We start from the raw sequence: 18,225 nt of genomic DNA on the forward strand, positions 1-18,225 counted from the left end.
GTATTTCATTAGTTTTACTTATGAATTACCCGGGGTGAGCGTAGAAGACAGGTGAGCGAGCGCATAATTTCAGACCTCATATTACCCCAGCGACGACTTTTGCAAGAGGTCTAGTGTTAGACAAAGTGCGATCGCTCTTTTCGTTGCGGATGAGGAGAGGTGCGTGAAGCGTGAGCTATCCCGTAGAGAATCGCTCACACTATAATTACTGGCATCTGTGGAAAGCTGGAGTCGTTCCCATGTCGTTACAAGAACTCAAAGAGCAAGCTTTCAAGTTATCTGTGAGCGATCGCCTTGCACTGGTCAATGCTATTATTCAATCTCTGCAAGACACTCTCAACCCACAACCAAACCGAAAAACCCTGATTAACCAGATGCGAGGATTGCTGAAGACCGATCAGTCACCACCAACTGATGCTCAAATTCAGGCAATCTTGGAAGAACGTCGGGTGGAGAAGTATCTCCAGTGAGAGTCCCGATCGATACTAATGTTGTTTTAGATTATTTACTGGAACGAGAGCCGTTTTTGCAAGATGCAGAAGCATTGTTTCAGGCGATCGGTTCTGAGCAGGTTGTTGGTTATGGTACTGCAACAACACTAACTGACATCTTCTACATTGCTAGAAGACAAACTCAGAGCGTTGAACGGGCAAGGCAGGTAATCTCTATTACACTGGCAGTTATGGAAATTTGCCCCGTCGAGCGTGCTGTCTTAGAGGTAGCTTTAACATCTGGTCTAAGAGATTTTGAAGATGCTGTACAGGTTGCTTGTGCGATCGCTCAAAGTTTAGATGCAATTGTTACCCGTGATACACAGGATTTTTCTAATGCAACCGTACCCGTGTTATCTGTTAGTCAACTATTGGAACAGTTGAAATAGTTCTGTACTTTAACACTAATGCGATCGCTTCCCTTCAAAGAGTGTTAGACAAAGTGCGATCGCTCTTATCGTTGCTCAAGAGAGGAGATGCGTGAAGTGTTAGCTATCCCGCAGGGAATCGCTATCTGCCAACAGTTAATTCTCAGGTAGGAAGATGCCAGTTGCTTTCAATCCACAGTGCCCGTGCTTCAACTACGTGACATCCTCCTACACCGAATCGAAGATTACGGTGTAGGCTTCCTTACCTCGCGATAACGCTTTGCTGGTTATTTCCTAAATCATCGAAACGATTAAGAAACCATAGTTATTAATAAAATCTGACATTTACTATTTCCTCATTCCCCCATTTTCCCAGCTTCTCTGCTTTTTTGTCGCACGGGAATTTCAATGATAAACTGCGCTCCTTCTCCGGGAGCAGAAATACATTTTAATTGACCGTTATGTTTTTCTACCACAAGCTGATAGCTAATAGATAATCCTAATCCCGTGCCTTTTCCTACTGGTTTCGTGGTAAAAAACGGGTCAAATATCCGCTGTTGTATTTCTTGGTTCATCCCTGATCCATTATCGGCGATCGCTACCACTACCCAATCTGATTCATTAATGGAAGTGCGAATAAAAATCTGTTTTTTTTCATTACCTGTTGCTTCTGATAAAGCATCAATACTATTATTTATAATATTCATAAACGCTTGATTCAACTGCCCAGCATAACACTCAATCTTGGGTAAGTTTCCATAAGCTTTAATAATTTCAATACTGGGAGAATCTCTCTCCCCATTCAATCGATGTTTTAAAATTAATAAAGTGCTATCAATACCTTCGTGAATATCAACTTTTTTAAGTTCTGACTCGTCGTGACGGGCAAAGTTCCGCAAACTAAGGACAATCTGACGGATGCGTTCGCTGCCAACTTTCATAGAAGCGAGCATCTTGGGTAAATCATCAGCCAGAAATTCCCACTCCATCTCTTCAGTCTGTTCGACAATTTCACAAACGGGATTCGGATAGTGTTGCTGATAGAGATGAACCAGGCTGAGTAAGTCTTGGGTGTAGTCATTGACATAAAGAAGATTGCCGTGAATGAAATTAACAGGATTGTTGATTTCATGAGCAACTCCCGCAACCAGTTGACCTAAGCTAGACATTTTCTCGGCGTGAATCAGTTGTGCTTGGGTTTGTTTTAGCTTGTCTAAAGCTTGTTTTAGTTCTTCATTTTGGCGCAGTGTTTCTGTATTCTTCTGAACTTCTTCAGCCATTCGATCGAAAGCGATTGAAATCTGACTCAGTTCATCAGAGCCTTTTAAATTAGCACGGACTTCTAAATTTCCTTGCGCTAAGCTGTTACTAGCTGCAACCAGTTTGCCTACTCGCAAGTTCAAGGTTTTGTAAAAGAAGAACCAGAGAATGCTACAAAGCACGGCAAGAGCAACACTGTAGGTTAGCGATCGCTCTAAAGCATCGTTGTATGCCTGAGCTTTTAGCGACGAAAGGTCATACTCCAACAACAACACAGCTACCCTCGACGGTAGGATTTCTCCAGGCGAAGCTCCCAAAAGCACTGGATAAATTGCCCTGAGGGTTTGTCTATCGTCCGAGAAAATTACCTGCTTTGACTGAGTTTGCTGGACTTCTTTGATCGCTGATAAGCTGGAGGCTGCTAGAGTGTTGCTGATTAAGCGATTTTGCAAGTCAAAACGAGTTGACAAGAGTACTCGCTCATTTTCATCACAAAGCAAAGCTAACCGCAGATTAGGAGCGGGAGCAATCTGAGCGATCGCTAAATGGGCACCCTTACCTTGAGCCGTTCTGTACAAGTACTCTAGTAACGTTGCTGTTTGACTTGCAGAAAATTCAGCCTGCTGTCTGATAATCGTTTCGGTACGGGAGAAGGACTGAGAGACTTCCCGTTGAAACGAAACCAAACCTAACACACTGCCGAACACTAACAGAATCCCTGGAATCGAAAACCGCAGAGGAAAGGGGAAGCGATGCATAGGTAGACTTTTTGCAAAAATAGTTTTGCCTGGAGGCATGAACCACAGATTAACCCAGATAAACACAGATGAATCTGATATTAACTGTAGGCATCTGTGGTTTTTTCATAAAGGTATGTTGAGTGTTGCAATCGGTCTACGCTTTAGGGCTTGACATCTCTAACCAGTCTGTCATCGAGCAGAGGGTTAAGGTCTACGTCTTGTTTCAGTATGTTATTTTCAACCAAGAATTGGGATAACCGTTGGGTTCCCTTGAGCAACACAGAATTGGTTTTTCCCAAGAGTTTCTGGTTTTCCTCAAGGGTGACGAGCTGAAGCCCCTTGAGGGATGATAAGAATTGTTCGGGTGTGATTCCTTGTCGCCGTGCCATTCGACGAGCGGCATCTTCGGGATTTTTCTCAATATAATCGAGAGCGCGGAACCAACCCTGGATTAACACCTGCAATTGAGTAGCATGCGTCGTCAACAACGACTCACTGCCAATTAGCACATCGACTACTTCACCAGGAATCTGGCTGCTGTCAAAGAGTAACTTGGCTCCGGCGTTGAGTATATTGGAGCGGTATGGCTCAAAGGTGACAATGGCATCAACGCGACCTTGTTTGAACGCCTCCTCCTGCTCCGATAGCTCCACAGGGACAATCTTGACATCTTTGAGTGACAGACCGACTTGTTCTAAGCCACGGCTCAGGACAAATGGTGCCAGCATTGACCTGTCAAAGCCAACCCTGCGCCCTTTTAAACTTTGCAGATTCGCGATCGCTGGTTTAGCTACAATCGCGTCTGCACCATTAGAGATATCCATAATTAGCCAAGCACGGACATCTGGATGAGTCGGCGCTAATGGCAAAAACCCAGTCATCGGTGTGGCGCTCATTTCTACTTCACCGTTCCGGTAAGCTCTGTTTGGGTCGAAGTTGGGATACTCCACTAATTGAATCGGGGTTTTACCGTAGTATCCCAGTTCGCGAGCCAGAAATAGAGGTTCATACCCAGGCCAAACATTGGTACCAATCCGTAAGGGTTTCAGGGGTGCTGGGACACAACTGATTAGAATGAAGCTTGAGAGGGCGATCGCCACAATTAACAACTTCACAGGCAAAGTGAAACCTCTCATCTTTATTCCTCTGAGTGCAGTCCTAATAGAAAGCTCTTTTTACCTGAGTATTATCGAATACTTTTCAGGACTAGACTTTTCTGAGGAGCGATCACCCCAGTAATCCTTGTGGTCGAACCAGAAGCATGATGAACAAGATAACCCTGCTCGGAGCCGTAAATCAAGCCTTGGTGCTGCAATCGGGCGATCGCTCCTTGCAGACTGCCCCCTCTGGACAGGTAATGCTTGTAAGCGATCGCTGTTATTGTATCCACCAACCCGAAACAGCGATCGCTTCCCTTCAAAGAGTGTTAGACAAAATGCGATCGCTCTTATTGTTGCTGATGATGGGAGATGCGATCGCATTTAGGCAAATCCCACTGTTAAGATTCCAGCCAAAGCTTGGAAAAGACGGACACAAAACACCTGTGCTTCACCCTTTTCATAGCCTTTGAGGGAACGAGCATAGTTAACCAATTCTTTGATTTTGCCCAGCGTATCCGTCATTGCACTGCACTGCTTAAAGCTTGCTCCTCACTAAGCGTGAGCTGTTATGCGATTAGTAGTTTTCTTCTCGCTCAGGCTAAATCATCGTAGAATGCGGACAATCTCCCCAAGTAAAACATCTAGATCATTGGAAAAATCAACTTGGGATTGGTTGGGCAGGGATTCTTTATTTCTTATTTGAGTATGAAGATGAGCGTCTGCTATTTTTCTCGAAGAATTTGAGAGATTCTGCATAGATTGCTTAAATGACTTTGTTCCATTATAGTTATTAGCAACTTCTGCAAATCCATTAACACCAAATACTGGAGGTACGTGGTCAATTAATGAACGTAACAGCATGATCGCAGATAGAAAACATCTATTTCTAAAACAGATATTTAATTCTTCACAGGTTCTGATTAGCTTCACTAAGTCAAAGCTGGGATTATTTATATTTTTTAGTTCAGCAATTCGTTCTGGATCAACGTAATCTTTATCAATTATTGAACTCTTTTCTTCAAGACTGTATTCATCAATTTCTTGTATGAGCGATTCTAAGACAGTTTTAGCATCATCTAATCCTGAAATAAATTCTTGCTCTAAATCTTGTTTGCTAGCATAAAGAGCTAGGGCTGGCATAATATAATGTATCTTTTTGAAGTCTGCTATTTGTCTTTTATCTGAACCAAATATTTTCTCAATTGCTATTTCAGTATCTCGATGCCACTTCTTAAAGTCTTGACTAAATCTTGGCTTCAGCTTTAAGTCGTCAATTAAGTCTCGCTGGCGCTGTAATTTGTGAAGAGCATCCTCTTTTTTCATAATGTTCTACAGGATAGAGGCTATTTAGAGTGTACCAAGACAGCAGCAGACATAACACAGAACCAAAGTGCGATCGCTCCTGAACAGCTTGGTATCAACTGAGGCGCTGGCGAAGCCACAAAGCAAACAGAGGCAGAGCCAGTCGATAGCCTTGTTCGGAGCCGTAAATCAAGCCTTTGTGCTGCAATCCCGCGATCGCGCCTTGGAGACTGCCCCCTCTGGACAGGCAATGCTTGTGAATGTAATCTCGACTTTGCGGCTTGTCAGTGGGGTCTAACGCCAGAGACTCCAACAGATGCGTCTGGTTAGCTGGAAGCAGCATCAGTAATGACTCGAAGACCATCGATAGGTCGGCTAGTAGTTCTTGAATTGCCTGCTGGACGTGCCAATCGCGAATTAGCCCGTCAGAAACTCGTACCGACTTGAGGCGTCGCACCAGTGCCGAAGCATCGCCTAAGTGTCCCTGCACCGCATTGACAAAGAGTTCCAGCGCTTGCGATCGCGGATCGAAGGTCAGCCCTTCGCCATGCAAAACCGCCTGAACCCACGCAGCGACAACATCGTTCGATAAGGGAGCCAACTGCACGGTTTCCAAGCTATTGCCTGGTTCATCAGGATGAAGACTGGTTTCTGCGATCGTTGCCACCAGTACATAACTCACCTGAGTCTGACGCTCGATTTCTTTCCTCAAAAATGTTTCCCACACCCGATTGCGATCCCATGAGCGAATGTGGGGAAAGCTCTGCAAAATTAGCACTACCCGCCCGCCCAACAATTCGGCTAGCTGTTGCAGGAGATGAAGCAATGCCTCAAACGCTTGCCAAAGCGTCTCTGGACTTTCTGTTCGCATCGGTTTCAACCGCTGCCGACTACTTGCTTCACTGTTTAGAACAAAGAGTTCCATTGCTTCATTGGCAATCCATTCTTGCATCAGAGCTTGAGTGGCTGCACTCTGAAATGTCTGGTCTATGCTCTCACACAGTAGCTGTACAAATCGCTGACCATCCGTAACTCGGATACAGTCAACCTCCACAATGGCTGCACCAACCTCCTGCGCTGCGCGGCGCACTAGGGTTCGCCGTCCACTTCCTGGCACGCCAACAATTAACAAATCACCATCACGGGCTAGAACCTGTGTAATACGTTGAAATTGAGCCTGTCGCCCAACCAATTCAAACGGCGCTGACAAATTCACAAGATTCAGGGATTTACCGTTCCGATCCCAAGTGTAGAAACCTTCCTGCGGCAAGCCTTCATTAGTTGGCAAGCCACCAACTGTATCGGTGGGCGAGTCAGGGCGGAGGTTAGGCATTGATTTGCTACGAATCGGTTCTCTCATCCGGCTATTGCGTGTTTTATCCTACGCGATCTCAAGCTCAAACCAACAAGTTGGTGTGGCATGAGTCTATCGTTTACCTCGACACTTTTCAATAGTGTTAAGGTTCCTCAGCACTATTAAAAAGTGCTATATATTCTCTAGCACCATTTTACAGACATTACTCATAGGCAATTCCCGTGTTAGAAGCATTCGTCTTCGCAACAATATTCTGCGGATTTCTCGGCATCATCCTTAAAAAGAACCTGGTTATGAAGATCATCTCTATGGATGTCATGAGTACGGGGGTTATTGCCTATTACGTGCTGATTGCATCGCGAGATGGTTTATTCACGCCCATTATTTCAGACGCGGCAAATGGGGCTTACGCCGATCCGGTTCCCCAGGCAGTCATATTGACGGGGATTGTGATTGGCTTTTCGATTCAGTGCTTAATGCTGGTCGGTGTCATGAAACTGGCACGGGATAATCCCACCCTGGAAAGCAACGAGATTGAGAAGAGCAATACGCCATGACTACCATTACCATCGCATGGATTGCACTCCCGTTTTTTTTGGGGTTCACCATTTATCTGCTCCCCAAAGTTGACCGATACCTCGCACTGTGCACGGCATTTGTTTCGGCTGGATATGCCTTGCAGCTATTTGCCGAACAGTCACCCCTGACACTAGAGTTACTAGATCATTTCGGCGTCACATTAATTGTCGATCAGTTAAGCGGCTACTTTATATTGACCAATGCGCTAGTAACAGCCGCAGTCATCCTCTACTGTTGGCACAGCGATAAAACAGCTTTTTTCTATGCACAAGCCATCATTTTGCATGGCAGCATCAATGCCGCATTCGCCTGTGCGGACTTTATCAGTTTATACGTGGCGCTAGAGGTCAGCGGGATTGCTGCGTTTCTCTTGATTGCCTATCCCCGCACTGATCGCTCGATTTGGGTTGCCTTGCGCTATCTGTTTATCAGCAACACGGCAATGCTGTTTTATCTGGTGGGCGCGGCGCTAGCCTATCAGACCAATCATTCGTTTAGTTTTGCAAGTTTGCGCGGGGCACCACCGGAGGCGCTGGCCCTGATCTTTCTGGGACTCTTGGTTAAGGGGGGAATCTTTGTATCAGGATTGTGGTTACCGTTGACCCACTCGGAATCGGAAACGCCGGTATCGGCAATGCTGTCGGGAGTTGTGGTAAAAGCCGGTGTTTATCCGCTAGTGCGTTGTGCGCTGATGGTGGAGGAGGTCGATCCACTCATTCGGATCTTCGGAGTTGGGACAGCGTTGCTGGGAGTAGGCTATGCCGTCTTTGAAAAAGATACCAAGCGGATGCTGGCGTTTCATACGATTTCGCAGTTAGGCTTTATCCTCGCTGCCCCAATCGTAGGCGGCTTTTATGCACTGACTCACGGACTGGTCAAATCGGCACTCTTCCTGATTGCAGGTGCTTTACCGAGCCGCAACTTCAAGGAGTTGCAACACAAGCCCATCAATACAACCGTCTGGATTGCTCTGGTCATCGCCAGCTTCTCAATCTCAGGCTTTCCCTTATTGTCTGGCTTTGGGGCGAAGGTGTTGACGACGAAAAATTTACTGCCTTGGCAAGCGATCGCCATGAACGTTGCGGCTTTGGGAACAGCCATCTCGTTTGCCAAATTCATATTCTTGCCGCATAAAGCTGCCGGCGAGGACGTAGTAAAGCCCGGTTTCTGGCCGGCAGTCATCCTGCTGCTCGGTGGCCTGTTTGCGGCAAACATTGTGTATTACGAGGCGTATAGCCTTGCCAATATCGTGAAACCACTGGCAACCATCGGCCTTGGCTGGTTAGCGTATCTTTTGATTTTTAAACGATCCCTACTCAAGCTGCCCCGTGTTGTGGAGCAATTTGAGCATCTGATCGGTGGAATGAGTCTAATGTTAATCCTGCTCTTCTGGATGGTGATGGCATGATTGGACATTTGAATCTGATATTGCGACTGACCATCTGGTTTTTGCTCACCGCCAATCTGAGTGTGGCAAATATCATCATCGGTGTCAGCATCGCACTCCTATTACCGGGACGCCCCAAAACCCCGGAAGCATTAAATGATTGGCTGCGGGCGCTGTGGGAAACCCTCGTGGCGATTCCGCAGGCATATATGGAAGCCTTTGAAATGATTGTCCGTCCCCATAATCACGAAGATGTGACGATGGAACGAGTCAAACCACAACGGACACCCGGACTCATCTTCCTGGATATATTTCTAATCACGTTTACGCCCAAGACCATTGTCTTGAAGTACCACGAAAATGGCTGGTACGAAGTCCACTGGGTACGAAGGAGGAGAAAAGCATGAACTTGGCACTGAACTGGGCACTGGTTGCAATGATTCTGGCTCTGCTCATACCCATGTACGAGGCTTGGCAGGATGATGATATTTGGCAAAAAATGTTGGCATTTGCCAGTGTCGCTACCAAAGCATCAATCATACTCCTGGTTGTATCGGTCTTACGGGATGATTGGATGCTCGGTGTTGTAGGAGTCATCATCCTGAGTGTGGGTAATGCCGGATTAATGTTGTTGGCACAAGTCCTTAAACGCCTGAATGAAATATGATTAACGCGCTTAGTTATACCTGCATCGGTATAGGAATTTTCTTCTGGTTTTGGGGAACCTTTCCCCTAATCGGCGATCGCTCGGTATTATTCAAGCTGCATACTCTTTCGGTTGCAGATTCGCTCGGCTCGATGCTCATCATGGTCGGACTGCTGCTTCCGAAAGTACCTAGCGAATGGCCGTTGCTCATCCTTGGCATTATCACCTTAGCAATCTGGAATACAGTGCTGGGGTATGTGTTGGCCTACTGTTCCAGCAGTGGAGGGAATCAATCATGAATGATAGCTATATCTATGTCATAACCGCCCTGATGCCGTTGTCCGCGCTCATGCTGCTACTTCAGACCAATCCATACCATGCCCTGGTAATCCAGGGAATACAGGGAGCGGTAGCAACATTGGTATTTGCGGTTTTGGGGGCGGCGGATGTTGCTTTGACGCAAGCTTTGATGGGTACTCTACTGGCGATTACGCTTTATGCGATCGCGGTGCGTTCATCGCTGGTGATGCGTCTTGGTGTACTCGAAGATGGGGCAATCAAGACAGATGACGAGTCCCATTTAGGGCAACTAATGGATGACATGCGTTCAATTTTTGGCAAACATTATATGCGTCTTGAGGTAGTCCCGTACACGAATATGCAAGCCTTGCACCGAGCGCTGATGGACAAAGAAGTCCATGCAACCTGTGCTATACGAGACTACGATAGTCAAGACCTCGTAGCGAGTGAGGACGAACAGCAACCCTATCACACCACAACTAGGGTTCAACGCCTCTATGACATCATGCGAACCGAACTTTCGTCACCGGCGACAAGCCTAACCTATGTAAATGCACCGGATTCAGGGGAGAAACATCTATGAAATGGGTCTACATTGCTGCGGGGATAGCGCTGTTCGTCAAATTCCTGGTCATGCCCAATCCGGCACCGGACTTATCGCTCTCGATTGTCCAAACGCTTGTACAAGAGAGTGGAGTACCTAATGCAGTTACGGCTGTGATTCTCAGGAACCGGCTCTATGACACGATCTTTGAGGTGGTGGTATTTACGATCGCGGTAATGGGTGCAAAGTTTCTGCTGGCTGATGAAAGACCGTTCTGCACAATCTATCAGTTCACCGATCAACCATCGATTGTTATGGCGCGTCTGGGAGCAACCATTGCCGCGTTGGTGGGTATCGAACTGGCGATTCGGGGGCATTTGAGTCCGGGGGGTGGTTTTGCAGCCGGCGTTGCGGGCGGAACGGCGATCGGTCTTGTTGCGATTACCTCATCAACCGAGTGGATGCAGGGAATCTACAAGCGCTGGCACGCCGCTACCTGGGAGAAGGTTTCGGTTCTTATTTTCATTGTCCTGTCGGTTATCACTCTAGCCGGATTTGAATTACCGCACGGAGAGTTGGGCGCACTTTTCAGCGGCGGGGTTATCCCCCTGCTCAACATCCTAGTTGCAGTAAAAGTCGCGTTGGGTTCTTGGGCGGCTGTTTTGGTTTTTATTCATTATCGGGGATTGTTGTAAGAGATTATGCAGCTACTTAAAGAGTGGAACAATCCAAGCAGCAGTTAGGCTCATCAACACGAAAATCTCTAAAACTTTGAGAGGAAAGGACAGTTTCAACCACTCTTTAGCAAAAGTCGGTTGCAAACCAGACCACCATTGAAGAATATTTTCTCGCCACAAAGTGGGACTATCTTTAGGGCGGAACTGGTAACTTAACATTGACAAGAGAAGGGGAACTCCTCCTACCTTGGCACTCATTAAGAGATGCAAGGCGATGCAGACAACCATCACCACCCATGAAATGAGGTGAGCATAATACCAACTATGATTAAGCTCTCCCCTTGGCAACCAATTTTCATCCATCATCTTGCCGGAGAAAACGGCAAAAGTCAGTGCCAAGATAGCAAGGGTGTTAATAACTCGATGCAGCGTATACCACCCTATAGGTTTACCCAACTGTCCAAGTTTTGCCACAAAATCCTGCTGGATAAGTCTTTTGTGTCCACGATGGAAAGCATATAGAGCAAATAGAGGAAATACAAGTAAGGCATATAGCCCAAACGTGCCATGAATTCCTTCTATTTCCTTTAACTCTGGCAAGGGAATTCTTCCCCATCGCCCATCGTAGACATCGTATGTCCAGAAAGCGGTCAAAATCGCAGCAATTACGAAAAGACCAGTAAAGCCATGCAGAATACGGAGAAGAAAAGGTTGATATGGCTCAGAGGGTTTTGCAGGCATGAACTGAAATTTTCCACTCATCTTCCACTCATTCAATTGTCTCACTCTGCGATCGCCTATCCAAAAAAGCCATAACCTATCAATTTAGATAGTGGTTGACGGATGCTTGGCAGAGTTTGAGAATAGGAGATCGCCTATTCTCCCTAGTCATGATGCTCCCCTAATGAAAAATCCTTTGAGGTTATGGGTGATTTACTCAATGATTTGAGGAGCGATCGCCTTTGAAGTAGGTTGACCTAAAATCCTTTCGTTGCCACCTCAGCGTTATCAGGTTTAACACGGGGGTTGGTGCTGCTGGTTGTAGTTTTGGGGCTGCCAGACTTACCGAACCGATTTCGATGGCAGTGTTAACGGGGATTGCCCTTAGGGTCGGGATTGATATTCTCGACTGGAGTTTCCCTGAAGCGATCGCACCAGCTATCCCTCAAGGGTTCCCCGATCATGTACGGGGTGTTGTTCTTGACAGTGTTTGTGGATCTGATCGTGGCGGTGAGTGTGGGTGTGTTTATTGCCAATATCCTCACCATCGAACGGTTGAGCAATTTGCAATCCAAGGAAGTCAAGCTGATTACCGATACAGATGATGACGTGCGGTTAAGCGCTGATCAGAAACAACTGCTGGATAAGGGCAACGGACGTGTCTTGCTGTTTTACCTGAGTGGCCCGATCATTTATTGGCTTGTCGAAGGCGATCGCACGGGAACACAACCCCATGAAGGAAGCCGATGCGTTAGTGATGGATCTCAGCGATGTGCCCATGCTGGGGGTAACGGCGTCGCTAGCAATCGAAAATGCGATTCGCGACGCCCACGATAAGGGGTTACAGGTCTATATCGTCGGTGCCAGCGAGAAAATTCAGAATCGCTTGCAAAAGTTAGGACTGTTCGATCTGGTGACTCCAGAGCATATCTTAAGCGATCGCACTGAAGCCCTGCGTCAAGCGGTTGATCTGGTTTACCGCAAAGAGATAGTTGCCTAATTCACCTGTTTGGAGGTTTGATGAATCGAGGCGATCTAATGCGTCAGAAAACTAGCTGGCAATCAATTGCCTCTCATTCAAATAAGGTTTGATTCATTTTTACCACCAAAACCTAACCCATGTTTTTGAACCATACAATGACAGCTTTAAGTTCTGGGATGGCATCTCTGATTGCTCCCATGCCCTTGTTAGCAACGGTAGAGGCAGAAAATTCACCGATTGTTCTGGCTGGAGTTCTGCTGAGTTTAGTCGTGATTTATATCGCCAGTAAACTCGGCGCGGAACTCGCTAAACAATTTGATTTTCCACCCGTTCTGGGTGAACTGGTGGCAGGGGTGATTGTCGGGGTATCTGCTTTACACCTGATCGTCTTTCCCGAAAGTGGACTGTCAGCCTCAGATTCAGCGGTGATGACCGTGCTGCAATGGATTAATCATCTGTCTCCCGCAGCCCTCACGAGCGTATATGAGTCCCAGAGTGAAGTCATTTCAGTGCTGGCTGAATTGGGCGTGATTATTCTGCTATTTGAAATTGGTCTGGAATCGGATCTCAAACAACTCAAAGAAGTGGGTTCTCAAGCTGCGATAGTCGCCTGCGTGGGGGTGGCAGTTCCGTTTGCCGCTGGTACCGCTGGCTTGATGATGTTCTTTCACACACCTGCAATTCCAGCAATTTTTGCAGGCGCTGCTTTGACGGCAACCAGCATCGGAATTACGTCCAAAGTGTTGTCTGAGTTAGGACAGCTTAAATCCAAAGAAGGTCAAATCATTGTTGGTGCGGCGGTGATTGATGATGTCCTGGGAATCATTGTCTTGGCTGTTGTCGCCAGTTTAGCCAAAACGGGTGAGATTGATGTTGCTAATGTCATCTACCTGATTGTGAGTGCAACAGCGTTTCTGCTCGGTTCCATTTTGTTGGGTGGCATCTTCAACCAAACCTTCAATGTGATTGTGGAGAAATTCAAAACCCGTGGCAATGTGGTTATGCCAGCATTTATCTTTGCCTTTTTCATGGCATTTCTGGGCAGCGCGATTCATCTAGAAGCGATTTTGGGTGCTTTTGCCGCTGGCTTGGTTCTGGATGAAACTGATGCCCGTAATGAGTTAGATGAACTAGTAAAACCGATCGCCGATCTACTGGTACCCATCTTCTTTGTGACGGTGGGAGCGCGAGCCGATCTAGGCGTGTTGAATCCGACGGTGCCTGAGAATCGTGCCGGAATTTTGATTGCCGCATTTTTGATGGTAGTTGCCATTCTCGGCAAGGTAGTGACGGGTTGGGCGGTGTTTGGTCAGCCCGGAATTAATCGACTCGCGATCGGAGTTGGCATGATTCCACGGGGTGAAGTCGGGCTAGTGTTTGCCGGAATCGGTTCTGCGAGTGGGGTTCTGGATAAGCCGTTAGAGGTATCCATTATTATCATGGTGATTCTGACCACATTTCTGGCTCCACCGTTTCTGCGGATCGCCTTTGGTGAGCCAGTCGAACCCCCAAGCAAGGGCGAACCTGCCAGTGAGCAATCAATTTTGGTGAGTGAATCTCAGCCTACGCCGTGAGGACGCTGGGGGCGATCGCTGTACCATGAACGCCACAGATCGCGATCGCCCCACTACTAGCCTCTCGCCTATTTCCTTACCCGTAATGTTACAGTTAATCAGCTAAATCGGGAAACACTTCGCGGACGGCAGGATGAACCAGCCGGTGATTCTGTACATTGATACCCCTTGCTAAAGCCGGGTCGAGTTCTAGAGCTTTCATCCCCTGGTTCGCCAGCTTCAGGACGTAGGGTAAAGTGCTGTTGTTCAGTCCCTGAGTGGCTGTCCAGGGAACGGCTCCCGGCATATTCGGGACGCCGTAGTGGACGACGCCTTCCTCGATGTAGATAGGATTGGTGTGGGTCGTTGGTCGCACCGTCTCGACACAACCGCCTTGATCGACTGCCACATCGACAATTACCGAACCGGGATGCATTTTTTGTACCAACTTCCGAGGGACTAAGATAGGGGCGCGACGTCCTGGAACTAAAACCGCCCCAACAAGTAAATCGGCTTCCGAAACGACCGCTTCTACTTGCAGGGAGTTACTGTAGAGCAGCTCAACTCTGGAGCCAAAGAGGGTTTCCAGATACGCCAACCGCTCGACATTCACATCCAAAATCTGGACGCGGGCACCCAGTCCTACCGCCATTCGAGCTGCTTCGGTGCCAACGACACCGCCGCCTAAAATCACCACGTTACCCGGTCTGACACCGGGAATACCGCCCAGAAGAATCCCCCGACCTCCTTGCTGGCGCTCTAAAAACTGTGCCCCGAACTGTACGGAGAGGCGACCGGCGATAATGCTCATGGGGGTGAGCAGGGGCAATTTTCTATCGGGGAGTTCTACCGTTTCGTAAGCGATCGCGCTGACGCCACAATCAATCAGATGCTCGGTCAACCCCCGATCGGCTGCCAAGTGCAAATAAGTAAACAGCATCTGCCCTTTCTGGAGAAACTGGTACTCTGGCTTCAGTGGTTCTTTCACCTTAACCACCAGTTCTCGGTTCCAAGCATCCTTCGCTTCTAGGACAATTTTTGCCCCGGCAAGAATATAATCTTCATCAGAGAAGCCAGCACCATTACCAGCCGCGGATTCTACAAAAATCGCGTGACCGTTTTCACTGAGTACCCGGACGCTACTAGGACTTAACCCTACCCGAAATTCACGATCTTTGGTTTCCTTGGGAACGCCAATTTCCATTTATATACCTCAAATTGCTCGGCTATCTATTGAATTGACTATAGGTGCCACACCTGGTGACTTGTTGCATTGGGAGTTACCTCCCTGAAGGAGCGAGTGAGAAATTGGACTGACAACTTCTCAAGTAAAACGGTTTTTGGTTTGGGTAATTCGCGCATCGATCGGGAGGGGCAGCCGATCGGGAATGAGGTATCGAATGAGGTATCGATCGCTCCCCTCTCCCTTTACTCCTGAAGTCTCTTTATTCCTGAAACTCTCTCTCGCCCCTGATCCCCATCATTACTTATTTATTTAGGAGTCCCAAAAATTTTCGGATTACTTCACAAAAATGCTGCAACAATCAAGACGGCTACCTTATCCAAAGGATTTGGAAACACCAATATGACGATGCAAATTAGCGGACGGAATCAACTCAGGGGTAAAGTGACTGCGATTCAACTGGGTGATATCCTCGCCGAGGTGACAATTCAGGTGGGAGATAACTTAATTGATGCGGTGATTACTCGTCGTTCGGCAGAAAATCTGCGAATTTCAGTTGGCGATGAAGTGAGTGCCCTGATCAAGGCGACCGAAGTCATGGTGATCAAAGAGGTTGATTAGCAACTCTGGCAAGCTTTGCTCTTGACTCAAGGCTTAGCACCTCTACAATAGAAGACAATCTATAACGAATTGTAAACCTCTGAAGGGGCAAGGATTGCCAAAGCCATGACACAACTTCAACCTACGACCACTCCTAAGCTGGAAGAACCCAAGTTAGGCTTCAATGATTACGCAGAGCGATTGAATGGTCGAGCCGCAATGATCGGCTTTTTGCTAATGGTGCTCATTGAATATGTCACGGGTCAAGGAGTGCTATCCTGGCTGGGCTTGCAATAAAAAAGCGCTCTTCTTTTGTCTAGTCCTTCGGAATCGGCAACCCGTACAGGCTTTCCTCGGTCTAGCACAACAAGTACAAGAATTTGTCTCAGGATACAGGATGTAGGGTTCTGCCCTTGCCGAAGGGTGGAATGAAGGATGAAGTTTAGAATCCAAAAATGATTCTGACTTCTGCCGCCTGACTCCTGACTCCTGAATGAGATAACCTGAAATTAGATTAAAGAATAACGGAATAGAGCAAGTCGTGATGAATGCTTTGTGGCCTAGATTTTTAAAGTCAGCCTATCGTAAAGAGCCAATTTCCAGCTTTGTGGTAATCGTTGGTGCTGTAGATGCAGTGATTGGCGGCGTAGATGAAAGCTGGGGTTTGTTTAGTTTCGGAGTGTTGACAGTAGGGGCAGCGATCGCTCTGCGTTGGTGGCAAACCCAGGGTAAAGAAGTCGAACCAATCCCCCAAACGGCAAAACACTTTCTTCCCCCCCCAACCTCTCGTCCTGTCCTGCCCATGCTAAGTAACTCCAAACACCATCCAAAACCGTAACCCTTTGGGTGGGAGCTTCCGAAAACCATGATTGGCACTTCTGTTTCAATTGAATGGCTTAAAATCGGTGAAGTTGCCGCTCGGAGTGGTCTGCCTGTCAAAACCATTCGCTATTACGAAGATATTGGTCTGTTAGCACCAACGGTGAAGCGGACACCTTCCGGCTATCGTCTTTTTAATCGTGAGATTGTTAATCGACTGGCATTCATCAAGCGATCGCAAGCACTCGGACTCACTCTCAGCGAGATTCAAGAAATTTTAACAGTTCACGATCGGGGGCAGTTACCCTGCGGTGCCTTGAAGCAGCTTCTGCACGCGAAAGTAGAGGCGATCGCAGAACAAATTGAATCGTTAGAAATCCTCAAGAGCGAGCTAGAAGGGTTAATCTCTGGTTGGCAAGACCGACCGCCCGCTCACCACATCGATCATACTATCTGCCCCAATATTCAATCAGCACCATGAAACCTCCGGCTCGGAAGGCAAAAGTCAAAAGGCATTTATACAAAGAAAAAATTCTGAGTTTTGCATTTTTACCTTTTAGCTTTTATTGTTTCGCCCTTGCCAGTCAGCCTCTCCCAGCCGCCGCCAAAACAATAATCCAGGAAGCTGAAGCTGTTCCGTCTGCCCCAGCCCAAAACCTGCCTCCTGAAGCTTGGAGAAACGTTCAACTCCTCCGCACTCTCAAGGGTCACAACGCGACAATTGATTCCTTGACCTTCACCCCTGATGGAAAATTTCTGATCAGCGGGGGGAGCGACAATGACGGCAGAATAAAATTTTGGTGGGTGAGAAGTTGGAAAGAAGTGGGTAGCCTCAGGGCGCATAGTCAGGCAGTGATGACCCTTGCGATGAGTCCTAATTCAGAAATTCTGGCGAGTTGCAGCAATGACTCCTCGCTGAATTTATGGAATTGGAAGACTGGAAAATATACCCGGACTTTTCTGGATCATACGAGTAATATTCTGTCAGCGGCGATTACCTCGGATAGTGAAATGCTGGTGACGGGTGCTTTGGATGGGATTCGAGTCTGGAATTTGAGAACGCAGCGCCCGATTTACAACCTGGTGCGTTTCGATAACCAAACTTATGCAGTTGCCCCAAATCCCAATGGGGAGATTCTAGCAAGCGGCGGCAAAGATACTGCGATTAAGGTCTGGGATCTCCAGAATGGAAGATTTCTTGACTCATTGTCGGGACATAGCGGTGCAATCAGTACTTTAGCATTCACGCCGGATGGAAGTACGCTGATCAGTGGCAGCTACGATCGCACCATCAAAGTCTGGGATTTTAATAGCGGACGATTGCTTTACACCCTTTCAGGGCATACAGGTTGGATTCGGGCGATCGCGATCGCTCCTTCTGGACAAGTTATGGCTACCGCGAGTCAGGATGGAGTCCGCTTGTGGAACTTGAGAACGGGCGAACTGATTGCTTTGCTGGTCGGACATTCCGATTGGGTGAAATCGGTTGCCTTTAGTCCTGACGGGCGAACTCTGGCGAGTGGGGGGTTTGACAGAACCATTAAAATTTGGCAAGTCGGCTCTGTTCCCTAAACATTCATTAAGTGTGCGATCGCGGCAACTTTTAGTTCGGTTTATGGGAAAACTAAGTTCAGTTCCATCTGAGACGAAGGAAGTAAA

23 protein-coding genes and 1 pseudogene are annotated in these 18,225 nt (G+C 47.4%); 18 read left to right on the plus strand and 6 right to left on the minus strand.

Translation table 11 applies throughout. The features are described from left to right. Positions 1-239 precede the first annotated feature (239 nt). On the plus strand, positions 240-470 hold the full coding sequence (locus tag H6F52_RS10400) for a hypothetical protein (RefSeq protein ID WP_190534512.1): 231 nt from the start codon (positions 240-242) through the stop codon (positions 468-470). Next, positions 467-880, plus strand: coding sequence for a PIN domain-containing protein (locus tag H6F52_RS10405; RefSeq protein ID WP_190534365.1), 414 nt, complete (start codon positions 467-469; stop codon positions 878-880). Before H6F52_RS10400 ends, H6F52_RS10405 begins: the two co-directional genes overlap by 4 nt. 335 nt (positions 881-1,215) lie before the next feature. Here H6F52_RS10405 and H6F52_RS10410 read toward each other — a convergent pair whose 3' ends face one another. Together H6F52_RS10410 and H6F52_RS10415 are read right to left on the minus strand one after the other, a co-directional pair. Then, complete coding sequence (locus tag H6F52_RS10410) at positions 1,216-2,877, minus strand: ATP-binding protein (RefSeq protein ID WP_199300507.1); 1,662 nt, start codon at positions 2,875-2,877, stop codon at positions 1,216-1,218. A gap of 143 nt (positions 2,878-3,020) precedes the next feature. Beyond that, positions 3,021-3,995, minus strand: coding sequence for an ABC transporter substrate-binding protein (locus H6F52_RS10415; RefSeq protein ID WP_190435148.1), 975 nt, complete (start codon positions 3,993-3,995; stop codon positions 3,021-3,023). 125 nt (positions 3,996-4,120) lie between these two features. On the opposite strand from H6F52_RS10415, the gene H6F52_RS10420 reads away from it, so the two are divergent. Beyond that, positions 4,121-4,429 (plus strand): hypothetical protein, encoded by a 309-nt coding sequence (locus tag H6F52_RS10420; protein WP_190534369.1) that lies wholly within the window; start codon positions 4,121-4,123, stop codon positions 4,427-4,429. A gap of 133 nt (positions 4,430-4,562) precedes the next feature. Here the strand turns inward: H6F52_RS10420 and H6F52_RS10425 are convergent, their stop codons facing one another. After that, positions 4,563-5,282, minus strand: a complete 720-nt coding sequence (locus H6F52_RS10425) for a hypothetical protein (protein WP_190534372.1) — start codon at positions 5,280-5,282, stop codon at positions 4,563-4,565. A 94-nt stretch (positions 5,283-5,376) separates the two neighbouring features. Further along, complete coding sequence (locus tag H6F52_RS10430) at positions 5,377-6,486, minus strand: AAA family ATPase (protein WP_347276208.1); 1,110 nt, start codon at positions 6,484-6,486, stop codon at positions 5,377-5,379. 311 nt (positions 6,487-6,797) lie between these two features. On the opposite strand from H6F52_RS10430, the gene H6F52_RS10435 reads away from it, so the two are divergent. From H6F52_RS10435 to H6F52_RS10465, 7 genes are read left to right on the plus strand one after another with little or no spacing between them, the layout of a single operon-like run. After that, on the plus strand, positions 6,798-7,133 hold the full coding sequence (locus H6F52_RS10435; protein WP_190534377.1) for an NADH-quinone oxidoreductase subunit K: 336 nt from the start codon (positions 6,798-6,800) through the stop codon (positions 7,131-7,133). Continuing rightward, positions 7,130-8,563: a cation:proton antiporter gene (locus tag H6F52_RS10440; RefSeq protein ID WP_190534380.1), complete on the plus strand. Its 1,434-nt coding sequence runs from the start codon at positions 7,130-7,132 to the stop codon at positions 8,561-8,563. Before H6F52_RS10435 ends, H6F52_RS10440 begins: the two co-directional genes overlap by 4 nt. Next, on the plus strand, positions 8,560-8,949 hold the full coding sequence (locus H6F52_RS10445) for a Na+/H+ antiporter subunit E (protein ID WP_190534383.1): 390 nt from the start codon (positions 8,560-8,562) through the stop codon (positions 8,947-8,949). Before H6F52_RS10440 ends, H6F52_RS10445 begins: the two co-directional genes overlap by 4 nt. 8 nt (positions 8,950-8,957) lie before the next feature. After that, positions 8,958-9,209 (plus strand): hypothetical protein, encoded by a 252-nt coding sequence (locus H6F52_RS10450; protein WP_190534518.1) that lies wholly within the window; start codon positions 8,958-8,960, stop codon positions 9,207-9,209. Beyond that, positions 9,206-9,487, plus strand: coding sequence for a monovalent cation/H(+) antiporter subunit G (locus H6F52_RS10455; RefSeq protein ID WP_190534386.1), 282 nt, complete (start codon positions 9,206-9,208; stop codon positions 9,485-9,487). The genes H6F52_RS10450 and H6F52_RS10455 overlap by 4 nt, the downstream gene beginning before the upstream one ends. Beyond that, the gene (locus tag H6F52_RS10460) at positions 9,484-10,071 is read left to right on the plus strand and encodes a DUF4040 domain-containing protein (RefSeq protein WP_190534389.1); all 588 of its coding nucleotides are present in this window, start codon (positions 9,484-9,486) and stop codon (positions 10,069-10,071) included. The genes H6F52_RS10455 and H6F52_RS10460 overlap by 4 nt, the downstream gene beginning before the upstream one ends. Then, positions 10,068-10,727: a Na(+)/H(+) antiporter subunit B gene (locus H6F52_RS10465; RefSeq protein ID WP_190534392.1), complete on the plus strand. Its 660-nt coding sequence runs from the start codon at positions 10,068-10,070 to the stop codon at positions 10,725-10,727. Before H6F52_RS10460 ends, H6F52_RS10465 begins: the two co-directional genes overlap by 4 nt. A gap of 12 nt (positions 10,728-10,739) precedes the next feature. Here H6F52_RS10465 and H6F52_RS10470 read toward each other — a convergent pair whose 3' ends face one another. Next, positions 10,740-11,471 carry a cytochrome b/b6 domain-containing protein gene (locus H6F52_RS10470; RefSeq protein ID WP_242033910.1) on the minus strand — a complete coding sequence of 244 codons (732 nt, stop codon included), beginning with the start codon at positions 11,469-11,471 and terminating at the stop codon, positions 10,740-10,742. 231 nt (positions 11,472-11,702) lie between these two features. Here H6F52_RS10470 and H6F52_RS26405 point away from each other — a divergent pair. The 3 genes and pseudogenes from H6F52_RS26405 to H6F52_RS26085 all read left to right on the plus strand — a co-directional run. Next, positions 11,703-12,429 (plus strand): annotated as a pseudogene (locus tag H6F52_RS26405) (STAS domain-containing protein); the annotation flags it as partial. Between the two features lie 119 nt (positions 12,430-12,548). After that, positions 12,549-13,985, plus strand: coding sequence for a cation:proton antiporter (locus H6F52_RS10480; RefSeq protein WP_190410948.1), 1,437 nt, complete (start codon positions 12,549-12,551; stop codon positions 13,983-13,985). Beyond that, positions 13,963-14,091: a hypothetical protein gene (locus H6F52_RS26085; protein WP_277881935.1), complete on the plus strand. Its 129-nt coding sequence runs from the start codon at positions 13,963-13,965 to the stop codon at positions 14,089-14,091. Before H6F52_RS10480 ends, H6F52_RS26085 begins: the two co-directional genes overlap by 23 nt. Here H6F52_RS26085 and ald read toward each other — a convergent pair. Next, the gene (gene ald, locus H6F52_RS10485) at positions 14,080-15,168 is read right to left on the minus strand and encodes an alanine dehydrogenase (protein WP_190534395.1); all 1,089 of its coding nucleotides are present in this window, start codon (positions 15,166-15,168) and stop codon (positions 14,080-14,082) included. The genes H6F52_RS26085 and ald overlap by 12 nt on opposite strands. Positions 15,169-15,549: 381 nt before the next feature. Between ald and H6F52_RS10490 the strand changes: the two genes are divergently transcribed. The 5 genes from H6F52_RS10490 to H6F52_RS10510 all read left to right on the plus strand — a co-directional run bounded on the left by H6F52_RS10490 (position 15,550) and on the right by H6F52_RS10510 (position 18,138). Further along, entirely contained in the window at positions 15,550-15,768 is a 219-nt protein-coding gene (locus H6F52_RS10490) for a TOBE domain-containing protein (protein WP_190534398.1), read from the plus strand. A 105-nt stretch (positions 15,769-15,873) separates the two neighbouring features. Further along, positions 15,874-16,044, plus strand: a complete 171-nt coding sequence (locus tag H6F52_RS10495) for a hypothetical protein (RefSeq protein WP_190410951.1) — start codon at positions 15,874-15,876, stop codon at positions 16,042-16,044. A 247-nt stretch (positions 16,045-16,291) separates the two neighbouring features. Next, entirely contained in the window at positions 16,292-16,585 is a 294-nt protein-coding gene (locus H6F52_RS10500; RefSeq protein WP_190410952.1) for a hypothetical protein, read from the plus strand. Between the two features lie 27 nt (positions 16,586-16,612). Beyond that, positions 16,613-17,047 (plus strand): heavy metal-responsive transcriptional regulator, encoded by a 435-nt coding sequence (locus tag H6F52_RS10505; protein ID WP_190410953.1) that lies wholly within the window; start codon positions 16,613-16,615, stop codon positions 17,045-17,047. Continuing rightward, on the plus strand, positions 17,044-18,138 hold the full coding sequence (locus H6F52_RS10510) for a WD40 repeat domain-containing protein (protein ID WP_190410954.1): 1,095 nt from the start codon (positions 17,044-17,046) through the stop codon (positions 18,136-18,138). The genes H6F52_RS10505 and H6F52_RS10510 overlap by 4 nt, the downstream gene beginning before the upstream one ends. Positions 18,139-18,225: the final 87 nt, after the last annotated feature.

The sequence above is a fragment of the Coleofasciculus sp. FACHB-542 genome (genome assembly GCF_014695825.1).
Lineage (GTDB): Bacteria > Cyanobacteriota > Cyanobacteriia > Cyanobacteriales > FACHB-T130 > FACHB-T130.